Below are 23579 nucleotides of genomic sequence, written 5' to 3' on the forward strand. Positions count from 1 at the left end.
CCGCCGGGGCCAAAACCCCGGCGGCGCCTTTTCTAGTGGGATCGGTGTTTGCCCCCCGGCCGTGCTTCACGCAGCGCCTGCTGCAGCTGCGCCTGGTACCGTTCGCGCTCGCGAAGCTGGAGCGGCGCATAGCGCAGGTGAAGATACGCTTCGGAGAAGCGTGACAGGGGCTCGGCGAGCTCGGGGTGTTCACGGCGCACGCGGTCCAGGTAGTGCTGGGCGGTTTCGTCTGCCGGGCGGCGCGGCAGACCCTGGCGGTCCAACCGCCTGGAGAGTCGATCCAGCGCACGCTGCGCCATGTCCCGTGTCCCGCGGGGCCGCCGCAGCCAGGTGACCACGCCGGCCACGACCGCCAGCCCGCCGAAGGCGGTCGCTAACGCCAGCAGCACGCTGCGCCAGTCGGTGGCGTCGAGCCCGAAGCGCGCGAGCAGTTCCTGCTGCCGTTCGGGATCGAATGCCAACACCAGGCTTTCCCAGCGGAACGTGAGCAGCTCGTGCCAGTCGCTGAGGCGCAGCCGCCAGTGTGCGGTCCACGACAGCCCGGAGCGGCGCAGAAACGCCGGGGCGTCGGCGTCGTCACCGAACAGCCCGCCGAGCCCGGTCTCGATCCGCTCGGGCGCGATCGCTGCGGTGGGATCTACCCGGATCCAGCCACGCTGCTCCAGCCAGACCTCGGTCCAGGCATGGGCGTCCGCCTGGCGCAGCCGAAGGTAGTGGCCTGTGTCCATCCATCGCCCGCCCTGGTAACCGGTGATCACCCGCGCCGGAATTCCCGCCGCCCGCATCAGTACCGCCAGTGCGGACGCGTAATGTTCACAGTATCCGGCGCGGGTCTCGAACAGGAAGGCATCGGTTCGGTCACCCTGCAGCGGGGGCGGACGTAAGGTATACCGGTAGGGGTCTCCTGCAAAGAGGTCGAGCGCCTCCTGCACGATCGCTGCGTCGTCGTCACCGTGAGTGGCGCGCCAGAGTCCGGCCTGAACACGGGCCCGGGGCGCGGCTCCGGCCGGGAGGGCGAGTGCCCGCGCACGTTCGTCAGCCCCCAGGGGCCACCCCGGCGGGTCGTCGAGGCGGGCCGACGCCGTGTACTGCAGGCGGCTGTCGACCCGGTTCCTCGTCGTGACCTGCAGGTTGTCCTGCAGCTGCGCGTGTCCCGGTAGGCCAACCGGGTATTCCAGTACCGGCAGGTAGCGCGCCCGGGTCGGCTCCAACGTCGCGGTGTACCCGATGTCCGCCGGCTCCGGGTCGTCGGGGCGGATCTCCGGGCGGTTCCGGTCGGCGTACCAGCGGCGTCCGTCGTAGGCGGTCATCACCAGCGCACGCCAGTATTGCTGGCTCTGGGGTGGCACCGGACCGTCGAAACGCACGCGCAGTGCGGTTGCCTCGTTCTCCAGCAACTGTGCGATGTCGCCGGGCTCGAGGCGATCGGACAGACCGGTCTGCCCGGCGCTTCGGTCCGGCTCGGGCTGGCCCCAGATCGGGCCCGGGACGCGGGGAAACAGCAGGAACATGATCAGCATGAACGGCAGCGCATGGAGGATCATCGCCCCGGACGTGCGGGCCAGCCGGGTGACCGCGAGCCTGCGTTCGCCGTGCACCTGGATCAGCGCCGCGGTGATCAGCCATGCCGAGACCAGCGAGTAGGCCCCGATCTGGATCGACTGGTTGAAGAAGTACGTGGTGACCACGACGAAATAGGCCAGGAACAGGGTCACCACGAGATCCCGCCGGGACCGGATCTCCAGCAGTTTCAGCGCGACCATCACCAGCAGCAGCGCGGTGCCTGCCTGCTGTCCGAACAGGGTGCCGAATTCGGCCAGGGTCAATGCACCGCCGGCCAATACCAGCAGGGCCATCACCCACGGGGCGGGGATACGGGCGTTTCCGGCATGGATCGCCGCCCGCCAGAGCCACGCGCCGAGCACGAAGGCCGTGACCCAGCCCGGCTGTTCCCAGGCGTGCGGAAGGGCGGCGACCGGAACCGCCGCGAGCGTGGCCCAGAGACCGAGCAGTTCCGTGCGCGATCCGGCCGGTCGAGTGAACGGGTGTTTCACGCGGTGATTCCGCCCGGGTGGCCGAACACCGCCAGCGCGCGCAGGCAGCGCTGCAGGTGTTCCGGCCCGGTGCCCGGACCCAGCGGCGCCGTTCCGGGCAGGCGGAGCCCGAAGGATTCGTCGGCTGCATGGGCTTCCAGCACCAGGTGGCACAGCGCCGACAGCCGGTACTCAGGTTCGGAATCGGGGATCATCGTCCAGTCGAGCCAGATCGGCCGGGCATCGGTGCTGCCCGAGTCGCGCACGAACAGACGGCCGGTGCGGGCGACGGCCTTCCAGACGATGCGGCCGGGGGCGTCTCCGGGCCGGTATTCGCGGATGTCCTCGGGTGGCGCATCCGGAACGCGCAATGTCCCTTCGTGCGGCCCCATGGCCCCGTTGGATGCTGGCAACACGGTCGTCGGCTGCACGGGTTGCGGATAGACCAGGATCTCGGCATCCAGGCTGAGCCAGCTCCAGGCTTTCAGCAGCCCCAGTGGAAATCGCGTCGACAGCTGTTGCCGCGGGAGGCGATAAAGGCCCCGGGGACGTCGTTCGAGTGCCACGGCGACGTCCGTGGTGCCCAGGGCGCCAAGATGCGCGGGCAGGCCGCGGTGTTCCGCGACCGCCAGTTGCAGGGCCTCGCGGGAACGGCCGGAGGTTTCCTCGATGCGCAGCTCCAGTTCGGGCACCTGGCCGGCGAATACCGGCATGACGGGCAGCACGCTTACGCGCAGGCCGAGCAAGTTACGGTGCGTGTACCACATCGCGTTGTGCCCGACGCCCGCGATCAGGAAGGTCAGCAGGAAGGCCATGTTGTTGGAATAGTTGATGGCTCCCAGCAGCATCACCAGCAGGACCGCCAGCAGCATGTAGCCATGCCGGGTGGGCAGAATGTACACGCGATCCCGGGTGATCGCCGCGCAACGGCCGTCGGCGCGATGGCGCCGGGTCACCCAGCGGACGAAATCCTCGCGCAGATGGCCGGGTGCCCGCGCGCGCCCGATCAGTCGACGGGCACGCATTCCAGCAGCCGGGACACGGTGGCCGCGCCCGGTTCGGCCTCGCGGGAGGCGATGCGGTGGATCGCTACCGGCGGCAGCACCGCACGCAGATCGTCGGGCGTGACGAATGCGCGGCCGTCGATCAGGGCATGGGCGCGAGCGGCCTGCAGCAAGCCGAGGCCGGCCCGGGGCGAAAGCCCGGTACGGAACTGTGCCGGATCGCGGCTTGCGCGGAGCAGTGCCTGCAGGTAATCGAGCAGCGCGGGACGTGCGGTGACCGCGGATACGGTGCGCTGCCAGTCCAGCAGTTCTGCCGGACCGATTTCTGCGGTGACCGGCGCCAGTGGGCCGGTGGTGGCCGAACCCTCGAGCAGCGCCCGCTCGGCGCTGGCCTCCGGGTAGCCGAGTTCGATGCTCATCAGGAAACGGTCCAGTTGGGACTCGGGCAGCGGATGGGTGCCGATCTGCTCGGCCGGATTTTGCGTCGCGATCACGAAGAAGGGTTTCGGCAAGAGGTGGGTACGTCCGTCCACGCTGACCTGCCGCTCCTGCATCGCTTCGAGCAGCGCGCTCTGTGTCTTCGGTGGCGCGCGGTTGACCTCGTCTGCCAGCAGCACCTGCGCGAAAATCGGACCCGGATGGAAGTCGAAGCGGGAATGGGCCTGGTCGAAGACCGAGACCCCGACGACGTCACCGGGCAGCAGATCGCTGGTAAACTGGATCCGGTGGTAGTCCAGCCCCAGAACCTGGGCCAGCGCGTGGGCCAGCGTCGTCTTGCCGACTCCGGGCCGGTCCTCGATCAGCAGATGACCGTTGGCCAGCAGGCAGACCAGGGCGAGGCGCACCGCCTCCGGCTTGCCGAGCAGTGCGCGGTTCAGCGAGTCTTCGACGCGTTGCAGAGCGTGCCGATCCAGTTCCGGCGCGGGTCGGTTCATGCGGATTCCTCGGGGCTCCTGCCTGTTGAGTCGGATTCGCGGCACGGGTTCCGGCAATCCCGGGCCGGGAGCGCCATTATGAACGGTTGATCCCCGGAAGCGAGCGATGCCCAGGCCCGAACCCGATCCGAACCCGAATCTGCGTTACCGCGTCGAGCCGGGCCCGCCTGCCCGGATCGCCTTCGCCGGGCGGATGGATGCTTACAGCGTCGGCCCGCTCTGGGAGAGCGTGCTGCGCGAGACGGCCGGTCTTGCTGCCCGGGGCGGCCTCTTGGTCGACCTGTCGGAAGTACGCTATTGCGATGGTGCCGGGGCCGCGTTGCTGTTCAGCGTGGAGAACCTGGGGGCGGAGCATGGTGTGGACGTCAGGATGGAAGGCCTCGACGGCGCGATCGAGGGGCACCTTCGCCCCTACCGCGAAGCTGCGGCGACACGTTCGGCCCGTAGCGTGGTTGAGCGTCCCTGGACCCAGCGCCTGCGCGGGTACGTGGCCGCGGTGGGGCACGAGATCCACGAGCAGGTCGCGTTCATCGGCGAGTACAGCCGGGCGCTTACGCTCGCGGCCCTGAAGCCGAACCGGGTCCGTTGGGGCGATACGCTGAAGGTGGCCGAGGCTGCGGGCTTTCAGGCGCTTCCGATCGTTTCCCTGATCGCGTTCCTGCTCGGCGTGATCCTCGCGTTCCAATCCGCGATCGCGATGAGCCAGTTCGGCGCGCAGATCTTCGTGGCCGATCTCGTCGCGATCTCGCTGCTGCGCGAACTCGGACCGCTGATGATGGCGATCCTGCTCGCCGGGCGCTCGGGGGCCGCGTTTGCCGCCGAGATCGGGACCATGAAAGTAAACGAGGAGATCAATGCGCTGAGGACCATGGGGCTGGACCCGGTGCGTTTCCTGGTCGTGCCGCGGATCCTCGCCGGGGTCTTCGTCGCGCCGCTGCTCACGCTCTATGCCAACCTGATCGGGCTGATCGGCGCGGCGCTGGTGATGCGCGGCTTCGGGATCCCCTGGGTGGCATTCTTCAATCAGGTCAGCGGTGCCGTGACCCTGACCGACCTGGCCTCCGGCCTGTTCAAGGCCGCGGTCTTTGGGCTGCTGGTCGCCAGTGTCGGCTGCCTGCGCGGCCTGCAGACGGGCAACGGCGCCGCAGCGGTCGGACGGTCGACGACCAGCGCGGTGGTCAGCGCGATCATCCTGATCGTGGTCGCCGACGGGCTGTTCGCGGTGCTGTTCTACCATTTCGGGATCTGACCATGGCGGACCGGGGCGATGCGATCATTCTGGTAGAGGGACTGACCATGGGTTTCGGTTCCATGGTGATCATGCAGGAACTCAATTTCAGCGTGCGCCGCGGCGAGATTTTCGTGATTCTCGGCGGTTCCGGCAGCGGCAAGAGCACCCTGCTCAAGCACATGATCGGTCTCTATCAACCGCTGGCGGGCCGGATTCTGATCGCCGGTGCCGACATGGGCCGCGCCGACGGGGGCGAGCGCGAAGCGATCCTGCGGCAGGTCGGCGTGATGTACCAGATGGGGGCGCTGTTCGGGTCGATGAACCTGCTGGAGAACGTGCGCCTGCCGCTGGAGGTGCATACCCGGCTGCCGCTGGCCGCGATGAACCGGATTGCCCGGGCCAAGCTCCAGCTGGTCGGCCTTGCCGCCTACAGCGATTTCATGCCGTCGGAGATCAGCGGCGGCATGCAGAAGCGGGCCGCGATCGCGCGCGCGATGGCACTGGACCCGGAGATCCTGTTCCTCGACGAACCCTCGGCCGGGCTGGATCCGATCACGTCGGCGGAGCTCGATGTCCTGATCCGCCGTTTGGCCTCGAGCCAGGGCATGACGCTGGTGGTGGTCACGCACGAACTCCCCAGCATTTTTGCGATCGCCGACCGGGTCATTATGCTGGATGCGGCGACGCGGTCGATCGTGGCAGAGGGTGATCCCCGGGCCTTGCGCGACACCAGCACGCATCCCTGGGTACGGCGGTTCCTGCGGCGGGCGGAAACGGAGGAGTCATCAGCATGAGTGCCGTACAGCATTTCCGGCTCGGCCTGTTCATACTCGGCGCCATCGGCACGCTGATCGTGATCCTGGTGGTGATGGGAACGGGAAACCTGCTGCGGCCCACGATCGAGATGGAGACCTATATCGACGGTTCGGTGCAGGGGCTGGATGTCGGTGCCCCGATCAAGTTTCGTGGCGTGACCATCGGCGAGGTCACGCGGCTGGGTTTTACCTCGGTGGCGTACGAGCAGCAGGTGTCGCCGGTGGAGCGCAAGCGCTACGTGCTGGTGGAAGGCAGGCTCCGGCCCGACCGGTTTGCGTCCACGACCCGGGAAACGCTGTTCAGCGAGAATGTGCTCGAACCCTTCATTGAATCCGGCTTGCGCGTGCGCATGGCCGCACAGGGCATTACCGGGATCAATTACCTCGAACTGGACTTCCTGGATCCTGCAACCCACCCGCTGCTGCCGATCGCCTGGGAGCCACACGGCGTCTATATTCCGTCTGCACCCAGCATCGCATTGCAGTTCCTGGAGTACGCGGAGAACGTTCTGCGCCGGATCGACCTGCTCGATATCGAGGGCATGGTGGACGGCACCATCTCCGCATTGCATGCCCTGGAACGGACGGTGGCGGACCTGGATACGCGGGCCCTGACCCGGCATGCGGAGGATCTGGCCGGCCACCTGCGGGCAACGGTGGAGCAGAGCCGCCAAGTCCTGGTTGCGGCGGAACGCCTGCTGCAGGATCCGGACGTCGCCGCGCTCCCGGGCGAGACCCGGAGCACGCTGCGTTCGCTGCGCGAGGCTGTGGAGCGGGCCGATATCGGCAGCCTGGCGGCCCAGATCGAGGCGGTCGTGGCGCGCCTGGACCGGGGGCTGGACTCCAACGAGCAGAAGCTGGAGGCGACCCTGAGCGACCTGCAGGCGGTTACCACGGGGCTGCGTTCGCTGACCGAGGACGCGCGGCGCAATCCGGCTGGAACGATCTTCGGTGGCCCCCCGCCCCGCAGTGCGATCGAAAGGAGTCCATGAGATGACCGGACGCTGGTTTCGCCTTCCCGCGATCCTGTGGCTGACCCTTGCGGCGGCGGGGTGCACCCTGCTGCCCGAGCAGCCGGCCGTCGACCGCGCGTGGTTCCTGCTGGAGGTTCCCGACCCCGCACCGGTCGAACGCGCGCCGGTGCTAGTCGAACTGGGATCGGTGCGCATTGCGCCGGCAGTGGCCGGCAAGGGGCTGGTCTACCGCCTCGGACCGTACCGGTACGAGTCGGACTTTTACAACGAATGGTTTCTGAGTCCGCGCGAGCATTTCGAGCAGATCCTGCGGGAACGCTGGACCCAGGCCGGCGCTCCGGTAACCCTGGTCACCGATGCCCGCGCGGATCCGCGGGCCCTGCAGGTCGACGTGCTGGTCACTGCGCTGCACGGAGATCTGGAAGGCAGTGGTACAGGAACGGCCCGCGCGGGCCTGCGCGTATTCGTGCAGGGCCGTACCGACAGCAAGCTCTGGGATCTGGAGCAGCCGGTGGTTCTGGCGACACGGTCACCGGAGGCCTTGGTGGCGGCGCTGTCGTCGGCGATGGGCGCGCTGCTGGGAGACCTCGAGCGCCAACTGGCGCAGCAGGTCGGCAACTGAGCCCGGATCGCATGTCCGAAACCGGTACTTGCCCGGCAGACGCCGGCACGGATCGTGACTGGATGGCGCTGGCGCTGCAGGAAGCAGAGGCCGGTGCGCGCGCCGGCGAGGTGCCGGTGGGCGCGGTATTGGTGCAGGACGGCGTATGCCTGGCGCGGACCCACAATGCCCCGATCGCTCGACACGACCCCACCGCGCATGCCGAGATCCGCGTGATCCGCCAGGCGGCGCGGATCCTGGGCAATTACCGGCTGCCGGGAACGACGCTGTACGTAACCCTGGAACCCTGCCCGATGTGTGTCGGGGCGATGATCCATGCGCGCATCGCGCGCCTGGTGTTCGGCGCTCCGGATCCGCGGACCGGGGCCGCGGGCAGTGCGTTGGATCTGGTCTCGCACCCGTCGCACAACCACCGTATCGCGGTCACCGGGGGTGTGCTGGCCGAGCAGGCCGGGGAACAGCTTCGGGCATTCTTCCGGGAACGCCGGCGCACTTGAGCGGCGATGGCACGCACGCGTGTTGTCCGGGGCACCCGGTTCAGAGGGCGAGGGGTACGTTCAGGTAGATCGGGCTGCGCTCCGGGCGGTCGTTCGGCGTCGGGAAGAGGTGCACCAGCCAGTCATAGTAGCTGCGGATGTTCTGCACATAAGTAACGGGTTCCCAGCCCCGGGCATAGCCGTGGCGAGTCTGCTCATGCCATTCGCGCTGAGCGAGTTTCGGCAGCCAGGTCATCACGTCCAGCCAGAGATCCGGGTCGCCGCCACCGCGTTTGGTCAGACGCCGGGCGTCCAGCAGGTGACCCAGGCCGACGTTGTAAGCCGCCAATGCCATCCAGGTACGGTCCGGTTCCTTGATGCTGTCGGGCAGGCGGTTCAGCATCTGCAGCACATAGCGGGTGCCTCCATCGACGCTTTGCTGCGGGTCGGTGCGGTCGGTGACCCCCAGCGATCCGGCCGTTGCCTGGGTCAGCATCATCAGGCCGCGCACTCCCGTCGGGGAGACGGCATCCGGATCCCACAGCGATTCCTGGTAACTGACCGCGGCGAGGAAACGCCAGTCGAGGCCGTAGTCCTGCGCCACCTGCCGGAACAGCGGTTTCAGTGAGCCTAGCCGGTCCTCGACGAAACGGGAGAAAGTGATCACGTCGACCAGTCCGTGCACGTCCAGGTGCCCGAAAAATCGGTCGAACAGGAGTTCGAATTCGCGGTCGCTGCGCAGTTCGTCGAGGTGCGCGTGGGCGGCGTCGATCAGGCTCCGGTCGTAGCCCGTCGGAAACAGCCAGACCACGGAGAACCGCGCGGGGAACTCGAACGCCGAACGCAGCTCGGGGTGGATGCGCCGCAGACGGCTCAGCTCGATGGATGTGAGTACCGCGTAATCCAGGAAGCCCGACTGCAGCGCCGGCACCAGTTCGGATCCGTCGGCATACTGGATGAGTTCGGGCCGCGGGTGTCCGCTCGTGCCCAGCAAGTCGTCGGGCAGTGCGAGGGTGGAGGTTACGCCGATGCGTGACCGCGCCGGTAGGTCCGCGGCAGAGCTGATGTTTCGCGCCCGCCCGTTCCAGTACACGAGGTTCTTTTCGATCGGCAGGATTTCGGGGCCGACCTCGATCCCGGCATCGCCGTTCGGCGCAACCAGGAATCCTGCCGCGATATCGACGCGACGCGCACGGAGCAGTCGATAGGCCTCGTGTGGCCCGGCCACGGGCCGGATCTGCAGCCGTGCGCCGATACGCCGGGCGAGGCCGCGTACCAGCACGTGTTCGAATTGATCCGCGCGGGCGCTCAAGTCGATGGAGGTATGGTCGTGGGGATGGCTGACCAGCGCGACCCGGAGTTCCTGTTTGAACAGTGCGAGATTCAGCGCCGAAGGCTTGTGGTGCCAGGCCCAGACGCCGATCACCGTCAGCAGCACGGCAAACACGCCGATCTCGATCCGACGGATCAGCGAATTTCGGGGACGAAGGGTCGGGTGCCAGCGCATCAGGCTACAGAGCATAGCCGTTGCGTGGCGGGTGCGTCAGCAGGAGGGGGCGCATTGGTGACGGCCGGCCGAGAACGGGCAACGCCTCACCGCATTGTAGACGGAGAGGGGGTCCCGGATCGGGCGAAAAGCGTTTCGGGCCCGGGTGCGGGCCCCTCCAGCAGAGCTCAGAAACTCATGAACAGCCCGCCATTCAGCTCGTAGTTCGCGCCGGTGATATAGCCCGCGCGGTCGTCGCAGAGCACGCCGACCAGGTACGCGACCTCATCTGGTTCGCCCATTCGGGCCATCGGTACCTGGGCGATGATCTGCTGGCGCACTTCCTCGGCAATGGCCTGCGTCATCTCGGTGGCGATGTACCCCGGCGAAACGGTGTTCACGGTCACGCCCTTACGCGCTACCTCCTGCGCCAGCGCCATCGTGAAGCCATGGGCGCCGGCCTTCGCCGCGGAGTAGTTGGTCTGGCCGAATTGACCACGCTGGCCGTTCACCGACGAGATGTTCACGATACGGCCCCAGCCGCGCTCCATCATGCCGTCGACGACCTGCCGGGTCACGTTGAACAGGCTGTCCAGGTTGGTGCTGATCACGGCCCGCCACTGGTCGGGTTCCATCTTGCGGAAGGTCTTGTCGCGGGTGATTCCGGCGCAGTTGATCAGGACGTCGATCGGACCCACGCGGGTCTCGATGTCCCGGACCATCTGTTGCGAGTCCTCGAAAGACGATACGTCGCCCGAAGCGATCTCGAACTTCAGGCCCTCGGCATGCTGCTTCTGCTGCCATTGTTCGGCCAGATCTTTCTCGGCCGGATAGTAGCCCGCGACGACCCGGAATCCCTTCGCGGCCAGTTCCCTGCAGATCGCGGAACCGATGCCCCCGATGCCCCCGGTGACCAACGCTGTGCGTGCTGCCATGCATCCTCCGTAAAGGGCCCGGCGCAGCTGCCGGCGCAGGCCTGTAAAGCCTCGCGGCGGCAGCGCTGGGCCGTCTGGTTTGCGTTCAGGCGGCTGCCTTGGCCGTCGCCTTCTTCAGGGTCTCGCCGGCGGCCTGCAGGTTCTTGCTGGCGGCCTGCGCCTGCTGGTCCATCACCTCGGCGGCCGCATCGCGGGCCTCGGCCAGCACTTCGACCGCACCGCGGTAGCCCTTCAGCCACTCCTGGCCGTAGTCCTGGGCCAGTTTCGCCTGGCCCGCCATCAGCTCCTGGTAGCCCTTGGCCTTGGTCATCAGTTCCATGCCCTTGGTGCTGGCTTCCAGCATGGTGTTGGTCAGGTCCAGCTGCTGCTGCAACAGGCGCTCTCCAGCGCGCATATTGATTTCGCCGAGCTTGCGCAGGGCCTCGAAGACACCCTGAGCCATTTCATTATAGGCGTCGAACATCTGGTTTTGCATGATCATCATCTCCGTCGAAATGCCACCACCCCGCGTTGGTGCAGTGCAGCATTGTTGCAATGCAGCATAGGCTTGGGGGCAACGGATGTCAAGGGGCGGCAAGGCTGGTGGGCCATGCGGGAAATTCATCACCAAGCCGTCTCGCCAGACACCTCGGCACTGCGTTGGGTCTGTTTGAAATTCGCTCGCCATTCCCGCAGTTTCCTGGGATGCTCCAGTGCGTCTGGTTGTGCTCCACGGGTACCGAGGTACCCGCATAACCCCCCTGGGCAAGTCCGTCTGGTGTCGTAGCCGCAATCCGGGGAGCGTAGCGGGCCCTCAGAGGCAGATGGTCCGGGGCCGTTGATAGAAAGTGGGCGAATCGTCCGCGCAAGCGACTGGTCGGGTTTGCGGAAGGTGCGCAGAATGCCGGCCGCGAGCGGCGCAGGCGTATGGCGCCGGGTGGGTGTGGCCGGTGCGGATCCGGCTGCGGTATTCTGCGCAGCTCCACTCGGTGATGAGGTGTATCGCCTGGAGAATGAATCCGCCCTGGCGCGATCGGTCTCGGCTATCGACATCCTGTGCGAAAAGCGAGCGCCCTTCAGACGCCGTGACCCTGCTTACTCTCCGCCCGAGACGCGTCTGAATGTTCCGCAACGAGTGGGGCACAAACCGAGGGCGCTGCGGGCGTTGGTACACATGTGGCGGGGCATTCACGTACGTTCCGGTGGCTAGGATGAACGAACCGCCGTTCGTGAGGCCGAGCCTGATCGGTGGACGACGATCCCGCGACTCCGCACGAATGTCGCCTCCGATGCGATGACGCTGGATGCGGCCGCGAGCACAGTGGTGGAGTCGATCCACAGTGGCTGTGTGCCCCCAGCCCCGAGATACAGGAGTGGAAACGCACGAGGGCCCGGGAAATCCCCAGGCCCTCGTGCCGACCGCGTCAGAATGGTAGGCTGCCGACCAGAGGAAACAGCAGGCTGTTGAGCGCGACCAGCACCGGCTCGACGACACGCTCAACCACGCTTAGCAGCGGGTTGAGCATTTCGAGACCACCGTCGGAAGCTTCGAGCGTGAACGAGACCATGGCATTTCTCCGAAACGTTGTAGGGAATTCATCCCGAGCGACGTTGTAGGGAAGGGCTCCCCGGGGCAGGAGTATAAACCACTAGGCCAGCACGACAACAATTGTGGAACCCACACCTCGACGTTTCGATGCCCCATTCCCCGAACCGTTTCGTTTCGAACACCGCTATTTCCGGACCGCCGGACTCGATCGACCGTCACGCGTATGCCGATCTCGGCATCGCCGAGCTGATTGCGACGCGGTGCTTGTTCGTGCGACTACGGCCACGAATGGGCCTGCCGGTGCATTCAGTGGAGTCCAGGCGAACCAGGGGACGGGGCGCGGGCAGCGCCGCACGAAACGGGCAGCGATGAAGGCGCCCATTCAGCGAGCGCCGGTTGGGCCGCTCAGTCGTCGCGGCGAGGTCGTGAGGATCGGTCCGTGCCCCCGAGGCCAGCGGCGCGGAAGAAACTGTCCTGCATCTCCCGCCACAGTTCCATGTTGCGCTCGGCGAGCTGCGTCCAGTTGTCCACGCTCTTTCCCGAAACCAGGTGGCTCAACTGCGCCTGCATCTGTTCCTGTTGCTCGGAATAGAGCTTCAAGGTCTGCTCGAGGAAGCTCGAGAACGCATCCTGCATCGAAGCGTCGTAGAAGCGGATGAAGCGGGCCAGCATGTCGGTGGTGAACATCGGGGTGCCGCTCGCTTCCTGCTCGGTGATGATCTGGATCAGGATGCCTCGGGTGATGTCCTCGCCGCTTTGCGTGTCCACCACCTTGATGTCCTTGCCCGACTGCACCAGTCGCTGCACGTCGACGAGCGTGATGTATCGACTTTCCTCGGTGTCGTAGAGGCGCCGGTTGGGGTATTTCTTGATCAGGCGTTGGTCGGTCACGGCGCTGCCCCTGTTCGCTGTTCCCACCTCGATTCTACATGATGGCAGGGGCGGGTGCCGGCTCCGGCGGGTCGGCTCTCCCTAGTCGGCCCCCCGGGACTCGGCGCGCGTTCAGCCCACGCGCTCGACCGCCATTGCCACGCCCTGGCCGCCGCCGATGCATAGCGTCGCCAGACCGCGCCGGGCGTTGCGCCGCTGCATCCCGTGCAGCAGCGTAACCAGGATCCGGGCACCCGAGGCGCCGATCGGGTGACCGAGCGCGATCGCGCCACCGCTGACGTTCACCTTGGACAGGTCCCAGCCAAGCGTCTTGTTCACGGAGATTGCCTGGGCCGCGAACGCTTCGTTGGCCTCGACGAGTTCGAGGTCGTTATGGGTCCAGCCGGCCTTTTCGAGGCAGGTCCGCGTGGCCGGGATCGGACCCGTGCCCATCACCGCGGGGTCGACCCCGGCGGAGGCGAAAGACACGATGCGCGCCATCGGCTTCAGGCCGAGCTCCGCGGCCCGGGATGCGGTGGTTACGATCACGGCCGCTGCTCCGTCGTTGATGCCGGAGGCGTTGCCGGCCGTTACCGAGCCTTCCTTGTGAAACGCGGGGCGCAGCTTGGCCAGTGTCTCCGCGGTGGTGCCCGGGCGGGGGAACTCGTCGGTGTCGAACACGATCGGGTCGCCCTTGCGCTGCGGGATCTCGATCGGGACGATCTCGTCGCGGAACGCGCCGTCGCGGATCGCCGCCTCGGCCCGCTGCTGCGATTCGGCTGCGAACGCATCCTGCTCCTCGCGGCTGAGGCCGTATTCGCGGGCGATGTTCTCGGCCGTGTTGCCCATGTGGCCGTCGGTGATCGCACACCAAAGACCATCGAGGATCATCGTGTCCTTCATCGGCCATTCGCCCATCTTCAGCCCCGAGCGGGACTTGGGCAGGGCATGGGGTGCCAGGCTCATGCTTTCCTGGCCCCCGGCCACCACGATGCCGGCATCGCCACAGCGTACCGCCTGCGACGCGAGGTGCACGGCCCTGAGACCCGAGCCGCACACCATGTTGATGGTCATCGCAGGCGTGGTATAGGGGATCCCGGCTGCGAGTGACGCCTGGCGCGCGGGGTTCATACCGGCGGCGCCGGTGAGGACCTGGCCCAGAATGACCTCGTCGACCTGCTCGGGCTTCACACTCGCGCGTTCAAGCAAGGCGCGGATCACCTTCGCGCCCAGCTGGCTCGCCGGGATGTCGCCCAGGGAGCCGAGCAACGTTCCAACGGCCGTGCGCGCGGCGCCGACGATCACGATCTCTTCATTCATCTCTCGGGTTTCCTTCGAGTAACGTTCTGCGGAGCGGGTTCAGTTGGCTGCCGGGTTGTCGGGATGGAAAAATTCGATTATTGCACGCCGTTCCTGCGTTCCCCAGTGTGTTCAGCCTGCCCCTATAATGGTGCAGTGCACAAATTCCGTGCTACTATTCCCGGTAGGTTCTACTATCCAAGCCAGGCTGCGCGCCCGCAGGGCGCGGCAACGACCAGGAGACTGACGATGGCTGATTCCGATTCGACTCCCGACCAGTGGCTGGAGGCGCAAAGGCGCTACTGGGACGCCTGGATGGACATGACCCGGCGTGGGCTCGAAACGGCCACTCCGACACCCGAGGGGACAACCCCTCCATGGGCCACCGCGATGGAACAATGGTGGAAGGCCGTTGCCCCGGCCACCCCGAAACCGGCGAACGAGCTGCTCGAGCACATGGTGAATGTCGGCAAGGGGTATTTCTCGATGGTCGAGGGTCTTTGCAAGGGCGGGCCCGCGACCGACCTCCCGGAGATGATCGAGAACTGGACGCGCATGATGAGCGAGGCCTTCAGCCAGGGGGGGCAGGGGCTTAACCCGTTCGCCCAGATCGCGCGCGAGGGTGGCCGCAAGGGTATCGCGTTCTGGGATCTTCCGTTCGATACCTGGTCGCGCACATTGTCGGGAGGAATGCCGTTCCCGGGCGATTTCATGAAGGCCTTCGAGACCGGCAAGGCGACGGATCTCCGGGCGCAGCTGGAAGGTTTCCTGTCCGCACCGGCGATCGGCTACGGGCGCGAGTCGCAGGAACAGTACCAGCGGCTCGCGCGCCTGCTGCTCAATTACGAGAAGGCGATGGGCGAGTACCAGGCCGGATTCGCGAACCTGGGTTCCCGATCGCTGGACGCTTTCCGCCGCCGGATGGAGTCTGCGGCCCAGGAGGGTACTCCGATCAATTCCGTCCGCGATGTCTTCAATATCTGGGTCGATGCCTGCGAGGAGGCGTACGCCGAGTATGCAAGCTCGGAAGACTACGCCAAACGCTATGGCCGGATGGTGAATGCGCTGATGGCGGTAAAGCAGCAGGGCGCACGGCTGGTGGACGAATGGCTGGAGGCGATGAGCGTCCCGACGGCCTCCGAGATCGCAACGCTGCAGCGGCGCCTGCACGATACCCGCGCCGCCTACCAGACGCTGCGCTGCCAGGCCGAGGACATGCGAACGGAACTCGATGACCTGAAGGGAGTGGGTGCCGAGGTCGAGCGCCTGCGCAACGAAATCGCGGGACTCCGTACCAGCCTTGCAGCACAGGCGCCCGCGGCACCGGCGACCGGCGGCGCGACAGCCGTACCCGAGCCGGAGGGCGACGCGCCCGTTGAAACCCCGAAGCCCAGGAGCCGCCGGACGTCCGCCACCCCGAAAACCGCCACGACCCGCAAGACCGGAGCGACCCGGAGGAAAAGCCCGTGATGACCCCGATCCAGATTCGCCCCGACGAGGCACTCGAGGAACTGACCAGCTTCCAGCGCAAGCTCACGCATGGTGTCCAGAATCTGATGGACGCCGGCGAGATCACCACCGGCGTGACACCCCGGGAGGTGATCTACGAAGAGGACAAGATGGTCCTCTACCGGTTCCAGGCACCCGCGAGCGTGGTCCAGAACCCGGTTCCCCTACTGATCGTCTACGCGCTGGTGAACCGCCCGTACATGGCCGACCTCCAGGAGAACCGCTCCACCGTGAGCGGCCTTCTGGACGCAGGCATGGATGTTTACCTGGTCGACTGGGGCTATCCCGGACGCGCGGACCGCTACCTGACGCTCGACGACTATATCAACGGCTATCTGGACCGCTGTGTGGACGTGATCCGCAAGCGGCACCGCGTGGATGCGATCAACGTGCTGGGCATCTGCCAGGGGGGAACGTTCAGCCTCTGCTATGCCGCGACCCACCCGGACAAGGTCGCGAACCTGGTGACCATGGTGACCCCGGTCGACTTCCAGACCCCGGACAACATGCTGTCCAACTGGGTGCGCCACGTGGACGTCGACCTGATCGTCGACACGCTGGGAAACATCCCCGGCGAGATGCTGAACTGGACCTTCCTGAACCTGAAGCCCTACCGGCTGCTCGGCCAGAAATATCTCGACATGGTGGATCTACTGGACAACCCGGACCAGGTCGCGAACTTCCTGCGCATGGAGAAGTGGATCTTCGACAGCCCCGACCAGGCGGGGGAGGCGTACCGGCAGTTCCTGAAGGACTTCTACCAGCAGAACAAGCTGGTGACCGGTGGCCTGCGCATCGGGCCGCACGAGGTGAAGCTGAAGGACGTGACCATGCCGGTGCTGAACATCTACGCGACCGAGGATCACCTGGTGCCGCCCGATGCCTCGCGAGCGCTGAAGGGTCTCGTGGGTACGCGCGACTACACTGAGATCTCGTTCAAGGGCGGGCACATCGGCATCTACGTCAGCGGGCGGGCCCAGAAAGAGGTGCCGCCGTCGATCGGCCGCTGGATCGATGAGCGCAGCTGAGATGCCAGCAGGGTAGAGCGGAAAAGGCCGTCAGCCGCCGTTCCGGCGTCCGGGGTTGTCCCGCCGGCGCTGCATGCCGGGTGCCACCGGGCATGACGCCGCGCTCGTACGCCTTTCCGGTTGCTGAATCGCAGGCCGCGGGGATTCGCACGGCGGCAGTCACCGGCCGTGACCGGCGATAGGCTCGGCATCCGGTGCCGCACGAGCTTGGGACTACAAGCGGGTGCGTGCAGCGCACTACACTATGCAGTCTCCCCGGCCACTGCGAGCCCCCGATGACCGAACGTACCGAGTTCCGCCTGACCGTCTCCTGCCCGGATCAGATGGGCATCGTCGCCCGGGTGGCACGGCTTATCGCCGATGCCCAGGGGTGGATCACCGAGGCCGCCCAGCACACGGACACCGAGGCACGCTGGTTTTTCATGCGCTGGGTGTTCTCGCTGCCGCAGGGCGGCGACGCGGACCTAGCCCATCGTTTCGAAGCGCTGGCCGGTGAGTTGAACATGCAGTGGTCGCTGACGCGCGCGGATGCCCGCCCGCGTGTCGTGATCATGGTCAGCAAGGAGCCGCACTGCCTGACCGACGTGCTCGCACGCTGGAAGTCCGGCGAACTTCCCATGGAAATCCCCGCGATCGTGTCCAACCACCGCCTGTTGGAGGAGATCGCGGCCTGCTACGGCATCCCATTCGAGCACATCCCGGTCACTGCGGAGACGCGGGACGAGGCGTTCCTGCGACTGCAGCAACGGCTGCGCGCGCTAGAGGCCGAGACCGTCGTGCTCGCCCGCTACATGCAGATCCTTCCCCCCACGCTGTGCACCGAATTTGAGCAGCGGGTGATCAACATCCACCACAGCTTCCTGCCGTCGTTCGTCGGCGCCCGCCCGTACCACCAGGCCTTCGCGCGCGGCGTGAAACTGATAGGGGCGACCTGCCACTACGTGACCGAGGACCTCGACGCGGGTCCGATCATCGAACAGGACGTGGTGCGCATCCGCCACGACGATCAGGTGGCCGACCTGGTGCGCAAGGGCCGCGATGTCGAGCGCTGGGTGCTGGCGCGGGGGCTGCGCTATCACCTCGAAGGGCGGGTGCTGACGCACGGCAACAAGACCATCGTGTTCGACTGAGCTTGCAATCATTGGTGGCGGCCGCATGATGGGGGCATGGCTGAGACAAACCGTTTCCGTGTCACCTTCATCAACCAGGGCAAGGTCTACGAGGTCTTCGCTCGCGACGTCTTCCAGGATCGTCTCTACGGCTTCGTGACCGTCGAGGGGCTCCTGTTCGGCGAGCACTCGCAGGTAGTCGTCGACCCCAGCGAGGAGAGGCTGCGCCACGAGTTCGAGGGTGTCGAGCGCTTCCACGTGCCCCTGCACGCGATCATCCGCATCGACGAGGTGGCGGAGGTCGGCAGCGCGCGCATCCGCGACATGGGATCCGGCGGCAACGTTCACATGTTTCCCGGCATGTTGCCGCCCGGTCGCGGCCAATAGCGACCGGGCGGCGCTGTCCGCCCAGCGTACCGTGCCGGAGACTGCCGCAGCATGACGCGCGTACCGTGCCGAATTGCGGTTTGGCCCCCGCTGGTTTACCCTTCGCACCTTCGTCCGGCGCGGGGGCAACCGCGCCGTTCGCGAAAACCGGAGAGGTGGCCGAGTGGTTGAAGGCGCACGCCTGGAAAGTGTGTATACGGTAACCCCGTATCGAGGGTTCGAATCCCTCCCTCTCCGCCATATAATCAATGGCTTAGAGTTCTCTGAGTGACCATTTTTGGGGTGGGCTTGGTCCGCTTTTCTCAGCCCCACTTCTGAGCCGCCAGGCTCCCGGCCTCCAGCGCATCGATTGAAACCCAGCGGCTGTAGGTACGGGCGGTGAAGGTCCAGTCGGTGTGGCCCATCTGTTGGGCAACCGACATCACCGATTCCCCGGCCTGTAGCATCATCGAGGCGTAGGTGTGGCGCATCTGGTAGGGATAGCGATAGCGCACGCCAGCGCGGAGCAGGACTCGCTTCCACATCCGCTGACGGATAACCATGTCGCCCGTCCAGCGTTTGCCGGTGCGGGGATTGCGGAAGATCTCGTTGCCTTCCATGAAGGTGAAGGCCTTCTGCGCCTTGAGCGCTTCCAGGGCAGTTGGTAGCAGCTTGACGTAGCGTTCCGGCGGTCTTCGGGGTCTCCGGTTCCTTGCTGTGCTGGGTGAGAGCGCGCTGCACGAAGATGCGCTTGTTCACCCAGGCCACATCGCCCCAGTCGAGCGCGCACAGCTCGGAAATCCGCAGGCCGGTCCAGAAGGCGAACTGGATGAAGTTGCGTTCCTGGCCCTTGGCGGCTTCGAAAATGGCCGTTGAAATGAGAATGCGGCCATCGGGGGCCTTGGTCCAGACTCTTCCCTCGACCCATACCGCATCGCGAATCTTGGTGCGGATGGCGTCTTCCGTGTAGCCGGTCTCGGCAGCCGTCTTGGCGATGGTGACCCAGTTCACCGGCATGGCGTCATCCTCCTGGCCAGGTGCCGAGAGGGGCCTGTCAGCCGCTGGATCGCTCGCAGAGGGTCGCGGATGCGGTTTCCATGGCCATACGGTGCCACGGACCTTCGTCAGCTCTCCTTGCCTGTTCCTCGTCGCCGTATCCGGTATGGCGTACAATTATAATTTATACGCTATGGGAGATATATTGACATTGGATGTCTATGTGGGGTCCAGCAAAGTCGGGCTCTACAGCCGGGCCGCTGATGGCTCGACATCGTTTCGCTATGATCCGGCCTGGCTCGCTTCCGAGCGCGCTTTTCCGGTCTCTGTCTCGCTGCCGTTGTCCGACCGCCTGTGGTCGGGTTCCAACGTAAACAGCTTCTTTGAGGGGTTGTTACCGGACGATCCGGCAATCCGAAACACGATCGCAGCGCGCGAGCAGGCCGAGAGCGCAGGCACGTTCGACCTGCTTGCCGTCATCGGGCGGGACTGTGTCGGTGCGTTGCGTTTTGTCCCCGAGGGTCTCGATCCCGGCGACCCGACCAGGATGTCCTCAAGGCCGATCAGCGACGAGGAAATCGCGGCGCGCATTGCTGCGCTCGGCGTCGCGCCTCTTGGCATGGAGGCCGATGACCCGGAGTTCCGTATTTCCATCGCGGGTGTGCAGGAGAAGGCCGCTTTTCTCAATATCGGCGGGATGTGGCATCTTCCCCTTGGGCCAACGCCGACATCGCACATATTCAAGCCGGCCTTGAAAGAAGGACCGAACGGCGCGGATTTTTCCGACACGCGGTGGAATGAATGGCTGTGCCTTGCGATTTGCCGGGCCCTGGGGCTGGACGCGGCAATGGCGGAAGTGCTTACCTTCGATGATGAGCCGGTCCTCGTCGTTGAGCGATTTGACCGGCGCTGGCAGAAGGATGTCTTGTATCGGTTGCCGCAAGAAGATACCTGTCAGGCGTTGGGTGTGCCGCCAACCCGCAAATACCAGAGCGATGGTGGTCCGGGCATTACGGATGTGCTTGATTTTCTGAACGGGGCCGTTTCGCCTCATGCAGATCGTCTTCACTTCATGAAGGCGCAAATCGTGTTCTGGCTTTTGGCTGCCATCGACGGGCATGCCAAAAACTTCTCGATCTTTCTGACGCCCGGCGGCTACAAGATGACACCTTTGTATGACGTAATGTCGGCTGCGCCATATAAAAACCTTTCTGAGCACAAGATAAAGCTCGCAATGGCGATCGGCGATAATCGCCATTACCGCGTGAAAGAGATATTGCCGAGACACTTTTACCAGACCGCGCAAGTGGTGGGACTGAACAGGACGGATATGGACGAGATGTTTTCGTCATTGGCAGGCCGTATTGGTCCGGCGCTTGAAGAGATTAACAAGCTGGCCGTTGAAAAAGGCGCGCCGGAAACAACGTTCGCCCGGATCCTGGAAGGCATAGGGGACCGGGGCAGGCTTATCGGCTAGCCCATCATTTCGTGTGATTGTCGAACGAAAAGCTCGCGGCTGCGTCGATGGTATACGGTACCGGTCGATAAGCCCCGGGATGGCTCGCGTTGCGCCCGTGCTCGCGCGTGCGCCGCGACGCGGCCGGGCCGGCTTCTTGCGTGCGCAGGTCGGCCCATCAGTCATGCTATGGCGCGGCACCGCAAGACTACCCCTCAGGCCACGTCACAACAATCGTGGCGCAGGAGGTCAACCGCAAGCTTGCGGCCCACTGCCTGCGGCGGGGCATGGCCTACCATCCATCGCATGAAACACAGTGCAGGCAAGCCCTGCCCTATACCCACATCTAGTGCTGGACAAACGCCTGCCGGCCGGGTACCGTGCCGGGCATGTGGGAGCAGAGCCAGATCAAGCGCACGTTGAGCGCGCCGGCGAACCTGGCTCGGGTGCAGGCGCTGATCCGGGAAGCGCCGGAACTGCACCGCACCGCGCTGGCGGATCAGATCTGTACCACCTGGGGCTTCTTCGATGCGCGTGGGCGGCCGCAGCGGGCGGGCTGCTTGAAGGCGCTGCGGGCGCTGGAGCGCGCGGGCCGGATTACGCTGCCGCCTGCGTGCAGCAGCCCGGGGCGCGGGGGCCAGGGCCGGCGCCTGGGGGTGGCGGTGCCGGCACCCCAGGGAGTGGGCCGCGAGGTCACCGAGCTGGAGGGCCTGGCGCTGGTACGGGTGGACACGGCCGAGCACCGGGCGCTCTGGAATGAGCTGATGGCGCGCGAGCACCCGCGCGGCATGGGGCCGCTGGTGGGCGCGCAGCTGCGGTATCTGGTGGGTTCGGCGCAGGGCTGGCTGGGGGCGCTGGGGTTTGCGGCGTCGGCGTTGCAGTTGGCCGCACGCGATGCCTGGATCGGCTGGGATCCGGCGCTGCGGGAACGCCACCGACACCGTGTGGTGGGACTGAACCGGTTCCTGTTGCGTCCGGGCGTTTCCTGCCGGAACCTCGCGTCGTGGACGCTGGGTCGGGCGTTGCGGCGGCTGGGGGCTGACTTCGAGGCCTGCCATGGGTATCGTCCCTGGCTGGTGGAGACCTTCATCGAGCCTCCGCACACCGGGGTCAGCCTGCGGGCGTCGAACTGGCGTTTTGTGGGCGAGACCGGCGGGCGGGGGCGCCAGGACCGGGGCCACGCCGCGGCCGAGACCCGCAAGGCGATCTATCTCTATGAACTCGAACCCGATTGGCGCGCACGCTTGGGGGTGGGTCCGGCACCGGCACGGGGCGACACACCGCTGGAACCCGCCGAGGGTCTGGATGCGCAGCAGTGGGCTGAACACGAGTTCGGGGGTGCGCCCTTGGGGGACCAGCGATTGACGAAACGGCTGGTGGACAGCGCCCGGCGCCAGGGGGAGGATCCGCTGCGCGCCTTTACCGCGGTGGCCCGCGACGACTGGGCGGCGGTGAAGGGCTACTACCGGCTGATCGACCAGCCGGCCGATTCCGAGGTCACTGCGGAGCACATCCTGGCGCCACATCGCGCGCGCACGCAGCGCCGGATGCAGGCGCAGGCGACGGTGCTGTGCCTGCAGGATGGCACCGATCTGAACTTCACCACCCGCCCGCAGACGCGCGGCATCGGCGTCATTGGCCGTAACCAGACCGGTGCCGAGAGTCTGGGACTGCATCTGCACTCGACGCTTGCGGTCAACGCCGACGGGCTGCCGCTGGGCGTGCTCAAGGCGCAGTTCGAGGCGCCGCAGCTGCGGGGCGACGAGGAACCGTCGCAGGAAGAGAAAAAGAGCTTTCGCTGGATCGCCGGTCTGCGCGATACAGCCGCACTGGCGGCGACCCTCCCCAACACCCGGGTGGTCAGTGTCGCCGATCGGGAGGCGGATGCGTTCGAGCTCTATGCCGAGCAGCAGCGCCATCCCGAGGTGGAACTGGTGGTCCGTGCCCAGCACAACCGCCGGCTCGCCGACGGGCGGCGCCTGTTCGACGTCGCTCGGGCGACGGCGAGCCGCGGGTCGGTCGAACTCCAGGTCGACGGGCAGAGCCTGCGCACCAAGACCAGCAAGCGCCCCGCCCGCCTGGGTCGGGCGGCACGGACCGCGGAACTGGAACTGCGCTACACCCCGGTCACGCTCCGTGGCACACCCGCCGGTGCCGATCCGCCCGTGACGCTGGAACTGACCGTGGTGCATGCGCTGGAACGGGATCCGCCGAAAGGGGAAAAGCCGCTCGAGTGGTTCGTGCTCACCACACTGACCGTCACCTCGGCCGAACAGGCCGCCGAGATTCTGCGCTGGTACCGCCTGCGCTGGCGCATCGAGGACTGGCACCGGGTGCTGAAATCGGGTTGCAAGATCGACGAGCTCGGCCACCACAGCGTCGAGCGCCTGGAACGCGCCATCGCGATCCGGCTGGTCATCGCCTGGCGGGTGATGCTGATGACCCTGCTGGGCCGCGAGGCCCCGGAACTGCCGCCGGAGCTGCTGTTCTCGGACGTCGAACTGCGGGTGCTCGGTGACTACGCCCAGTCCCGGCGCCGACCCCGCCCCACCAGTCTCCAGGAAGCGGTTCGCGAAGTCGCCATCCTGGGCGGCTACACCAACCGCAATCACGATCCACCGCCCGGACACCAACTGATGTGGCACGGCTACGCCAAACTCACCACCATGTCCTTCGCCTACGCTTTACGAGATGAAATCGGATGACACTGCCCTGCAACCATTGGTCTGCGCAACTTGTGGGTAAAGGGCAGGGCAAGCCATCGGGAAATGCGGCCAAGGATGTCGCCGCCCAAGGATGTCGCCGCCCAAGGATCACTCTCTGATCCAGCGGCCTCCCGAGGCTGGCGGTATGCACCTGCCGCGAGACGCTGCGTACGATGAAGATTCTGTTCGGAATGCACCTGGA

21 protein-coding genes, 1 tRNA gene and 1 pseudogene are annotated in these 23579 nt (G+C 66.2%); 12 read left to right on the plus strand and 11 right to left on the minus strand.

All coding sequences use genetic code 11. The annotated features are described in order from the left end of the window. Positions 1–32 precede the first annotated feature (32 nt). The 3 genes from TVNIR_RS05725 to TVNIR_RS05735 are packed head-to-tail and all read right to left on the minus strand — an operon-like array spanning position 33 to position 3972. Positions 33–2054 (minus strand): transglutaminase TgpA family protein, encoded by a 2022-nt coding sequence (locus TVNIR_RS05725; protein ID WP_015258039.1) that lies wholly within the window; start codon positions 2052–2054, stop codon positions 33–35. Continuing rightward, the gene (locus TVNIR_RS05730) at positions 2051–3058 is read right to left on the minus strand and encodes a DUF58 domain-containing protein (RefSeq protein ID WP_015258040.1); all 1008 of its coding nucleotides are present in this window, start codon (positions 3056–3058) and stop codon (positions 2051–2053) included. Before TVNIR_RS05730 ends, TVNIR_RS05725 begins: the two co-directional genes overlap by 4 nt. Beyond that, positions 3040–3972 (minus strand): AAA family ATPase, encoded by a 933-nt coding sequence (locus tag TVNIR_RS05735; protein ID WP_015258041.1) that lies wholly within the window; start codon positions 3970–3972, stop codon positions 3040–3042. Before TVNIR_RS05735 ends, TVNIR_RS05730 begins: the two co-directional genes overlap by 19 nt. 106 nt (positions 3973–4078) lie before the next feature. Here TVNIR_RS05735 and TVNIR_RS05740 point away from each other — a divergent pair, with 106 nt between their 5' ends. The 5 genes from TVNIR_RS05740 to tadA are packed head-to-tail and all read left to right on the plus strand — an operon-like array spanning position 4079 to position 8111. Further along, positions 4079–5221 (plus strand): ABC transporter permease, encoded by a 1143-nt coding sequence (locus TVNIR_RS05740; RefSeq protein ID WP_015258042.1) that lies wholly within the window; start codon positions 4079–4081, stop codon positions 5219–5221. 2 nt (positions 5222–5223) lie between these two features. Then, entirely contained in the window at positions 5224–5997 is a 774-nt protein-coding gene (locus TVNIR_RS05745) for an ABC transporter ATP-binding protein (protein WP_015258043.1), read from the plus strand. Beyond that, complete coding sequence (locus TVNIR_RS05750) at positions 5994–7010, plus strand: MlaD family protein (protein WP_015258044.1); 1017 nt, start codon at positions 5994–5996, stop codon at positions 7008–7010. The genes TVNIR_RS05745 and TVNIR_RS05750 overlap by 4 nt, the downstream gene beginning before the upstream one ends. A 1-nt stretch (position 7011) precedes the next feature. Next, a complete protein-coding gene (locus tag TVNIR_RS05755; protein WP_015258045.1) occupies positions 7012–7614 on the plus strand; it encodes a PqiC family protein in 603 nt (200 codons plus the stop codon). A gap of 11 nt (positions 7615–7625) precedes the next feature. Beyond that, positions 7626–8111: a tRNA adenosine(34) deaminase TadA gene (gene tadA, locus TVNIR_RS05760; protein ID WP_015258046.1), complete on the plus strand. Its 486-nt coding sequence runs from the start codon at positions 7626–7628 to the stop codon at positions 8109–8111. Between the two features lie 40 nt (positions 8112–8151). Here tadA and mltF read toward each other — a convergent pair whose 3' ends face one another. The 6 genes from mltF to TVNIR_RS05785 all read right to left on the minus strand — a co-directional run bounded on the left by mltF (position 8152) and on the right by TVNIR_RS05785 (position 14229). Next, positions 8152–9612, minus strand: coding sequence for a membrane-bound lytic murein transglycosylase MltF (gene mltF / locus TVNIR_RS05765; RefSeq protein ID WP_015258047.1), 1461 nt, complete (start codon positions 9610–9612; stop codon positions 8152–8154). A 152-nt stretch (positions 9613–9764) separates the two neighbouring features. Continuing rightward, on the minus strand, positions 9765–10511 hold the full coding sequence (gene phbB / locus TVNIR_RS05770) for an acetoacetyl-CoA reductase (RefSeq protein ID WP_015258048.1): 747 nt from the start codon (positions 10509–10511) through the stop codon (positions 9765–9767). Between the two features lie 85 nt (positions 10512–10596). Next, a complete protein-coding gene (locus TVNIR_RS05775) occupies positions 10597–10986 on the minus strand; it encodes a phasin family protein (RefSeq protein WP_157092204.1) in 390 nt (129 codons plus the stop codon). Positions 10987–11914: 928 nt separating this feature from the next. Continuing rightward, the gene (locus TVNIR_RS19995; protein ID WP_015258050.1) at positions 11915–12058 is read right to left on the minus strand and encodes a hypothetical protein; all 144 of its coding nucleotides are present in this window, start codon (positions 12056–12058) and stop codon (positions 11915–11917) included. A 386-nt stretch (positions 12059–12444) separates the two neighbouring features. Next, positions 12445–12930 (minus strand): polyhydroxyalkanoate synthesis repressor PhaR, encoded by a 486-nt coding sequence (gene phaR / locus TVNIR_RS05780; protein WP_015258051.1) that lies wholly within the window; start codon positions 12928–12930, stop codon positions 12445–12447. Between the two features lie 111 nt (positions 12931–13041). Continuing rightward, the gene (locus TVNIR_RS05785) at positions 13042–14229 is read right to left on the minus strand and encodes an acetyl-CoA C-acetyltransferase (protein ID WP_015258052.1); all 1188 of its coding nucleotides are present in this window, start codon (positions 14227–14229) and stop codon (positions 13042–13044) included. A 228-nt stretch (positions 14230–14457) separates the two neighbouring features. Here TVNIR_RS05785 and phaE point away from each other — a divergent pair, with 228 nt between their 5' ends. The 5 genes from phaE (at position 14458) to TVNIR_RS05810 (ending at position 18481) form a co-directional block, all read left to right on the plus strand. Further along, positions 14458–15678 carry a class III poly(R)-hydroxyalkanoic acid synthase subunit PhaE gene (gene phaE / locus TVNIR_RS05790; RefSeq protein WP_015258053.1) on the plus strand — a complete coding sequence of 407 codons (1221 nt, stop codon included), beginning with the start codon at positions 14458–14460 and terminating at the stop codon, positions 15676–15678. Beyond that, the gene (locus tag TVNIR_RS05795; protein ID WP_043739434.1) at positions 15678–16745 is read left to right on the plus strand and encodes a class III poly(R)-hydroxyalkanoic acid synthase subunit PhaC; all 1068 of its coding nucleotides are present in this window, start codon (positions 15678–15680) and stop codon (positions 16743–16745) included. The genes phaE and TVNIR_RS05795 overlap by 1 nt, the downstream gene beginning before the upstream one ends. 275 nt (positions 16746–17020) lie before the next feature. Continuing rightward, positions 17021–17875, plus strand: coding sequence for a formyltetrahydrofolate deformylase (purU, locus tag TVNIR_RS05800; protein WP_015258056.1), 855 nt, complete (start codon positions 17021–17023; stop codon positions 17873–17875). A 36-nt stretch (positions 17876–17911) separates the two neighbouring features. Then, a complete protein-coding gene (locus TVNIR_RS05805; protein ID WP_015258057.1) occupies positions 17912–18241 on the plus strand; it encodes a DUF1820 family protein in 330 nt (109 codons plus the stop codon). Positions 18242–18390: 149 nt separating this feature from the next. Continuing rightward, a tRNA-Ser gene (locus TVNIR_RS05810) sits at positions 18391–18481 on the plus strand. Positions 18482–18543: 62 nt separating this feature from the next. Here the strand turns inward: TVNIR_RS05810 and TVNIR_RS20170 are convergent. Both TVNIR_RS20170 and TVNIR_RS21230 read right to left on the minus strand, forming a co-directional pair. Continuing rightward, positions 18544–18840 (minus strand): tyrosine-type recombinase/integrase, encoded by a 297-nt coding sequence (locus TVNIR_RS20170; RefSeq protein WP_015258058.1) that lies wholly within the window; start codon positions 18838–18840, stop codon positions 18544–18546. A 118-nt stretch (positions 18841–18958) separates the two neighbouring features. Then, positions 18959–19237, minus strand: a pseudogene (locus TVNIR_RS21230) (tyrosine-type recombinase/integrase); the annotation flags it as partial. A 145-nt stretch (positions 19238–19382) separates the two neighbouring features. Here TVNIR_RS21230 and TVNIR_RS05820 point away from each other — a divergent pair. Both TVNIR_RS05820 and TVNIR_RS05825 read left to right on the plus strand, forming a co-directional pair. Further along, complete coding sequence (locus tag TVNIR_RS05820) at positions 19383–20693, plus strand: type II toxin-antitoxin system HipA family toxin (RefSeq protein WP_058933122.1); 1311 nt, start codon at positions 19383–19385, stop codon at positions 20691–20693. Positions 20694–21061: 368 nt separating this feature from the next. Continuing rightward, positions 21062–23377: an IS4 family transposase gene (locus tag TVNIR_RS05825; protein WP_015258061.1), complete on the plus strand. Its 2316-nt coding sequence runs from the start codon at positions 21062–21064 to the stop codon at positions 23375–23377. Positions 23378–23579 lie beyond the last annotated feature (202 nt).

Source organism: Thioalkalivibrio nitratireducens DSM 14787, from assembly GCF_000321415.2.
In the GTDB taxonomy this organism is placed as follows: domain Bacteria; phylum Pseudomonadota; class Gammaproteobacteria; order Ectothiorhodospirales; family Ectothiorhodospiraceae; genus Thioalkalivibrio; species Thioalkalivibrio nitratireducens.

Bases quoted from the DNA above. Each gene is read 5' to 3' on its own strand.
- TVNIR_RS05730 (WP_015258040.1), bottom strand. From the start codon at position 3,058: ATGCGTGCCCGTCGACTGATCGGGCGCGCGCGGGCACCCGGCCATCTG.
- TVNIR_RS05735 (WP_015258041.1), bottom strand. From the start codon at position 3,972: ATGAACCGACCCGCGCCGGAACTGGATCGGCACGCTCTGCAACGCGTC.
- TVNIR_RS05740 (WP_015258042.1), top strand. From the start codon at position 4,079: ATGCCCAGGCCCGAACCCGATCCGAACCCGAATCTGCGTTACCGCGTC.
- TVNIR_RS05745 (WP_015258043.1), top strand. From the start codon at position 5,224: ATGGCGGACCGGGGCGATGCGATCATTCTGGTAGAGGGACTGACCATG.
- TVNIR_RS05750 (WP_015258044.1), top strand. From the start codon at position 5,994: ATGAGTGCCGTACAGCATTTCCGGCTCGGCCTGTTCATACTCGGCGCC.
- TVNIR_RS05755 (WP_015258045.1), top strand. From the start codon at position 7,012: ATGACCGGACGCTGGTTTCGCCTTCCCGCGATCCTGTGGCTGACCCTT.
- tadA (WP_015258046.1), top strand. From the start codon at position 7,626: ATGTCCGAAACCGGTACTTGCCCGGCAGACGCCGGCACGGATCGTGAC.
- mltF (WP_015258047.1), bottom strand. From the start codon at position 9,612: ATGCTCTGTAGCCTGATGCGCTGGCACCCGACCCTTCGTCCCCGAAAT.
- phbB (WP_015258048.1), bottom strand. From the start codon at position 10,511: ATGGCAGCACGCACAGCGTTGGTCACCGGGGGCATCGGGGGCATCGGT.
- TVNIR_RS05775 (WP_157092204.1), bottom strand. From the start codon at position 10,986: ATGCAAAACCAGATGTTCGACGCCTATAATGAAATGGCTCAGGGTGTC.
- TVNIR_RS19995 (WP_015258050.1), bottom strand. From the start codon at position 12,058: ATGGTCTCGTTCACGCTCGAAGCTTCCGACGGTGGTCTCGAAATGCTC.
- TVNIR_RS05785 (WP_015258052.1), bottom strand. From the start codon at position 14,229: ATGAATGAAGAGATCGTGATCGTCGGCGCCGCGCGCACGGCCGTTGGA.
- phaE (WP_015258053.1), top strand. From the start codon at position 14,458: ATGGCTGATTCCGATTCGACTCCCGACCAGTGGCTGGAGGCGCAAAGG.
- TVNIR_RS05795 (WP_043739434.1), top strand. From the start codon at position 15,678: ATGACCCCGATCCAGATTCGCCCCGACGAGGCACTCGAGGAACTGACC.
- purU (WP_015258056.1), top strand. From the start codon at position 17,021: ATGACCGAACGTACCGAGTTCCGCCTGACCGTCTCCTGCCCGGATCAG.
- TVNIR_RS05805 (WP_015258057.1), top strand. From the start codon at position 17,912: ATGGCTGAGACAAACCGTTTCCGTGTCACCTTCATCAACCAGGGCAAG.
- TVNIR_RS20170 (WP_015258058.1), bottom strand. From the start codon at position 18,840: ATGGAAGGCAACGAGATCTTCCGCAATCCCCGCACCGGCAAACGCTGG.
- TVNIR_RS05820 (WP_058933122.1), top strand. From the start codon at position 19,383: ATGGCGTACAATTATAATTTATACGCTATGGGAGATATATTGACATTG.
- TVNIR_RS05825 (WP_015258061.1), top strand. From the start codon at position 21,062: ATGTGGGAGCAGAGCCAGATCAAGCGCACGTTGAGCGCGCCGGCGAAC.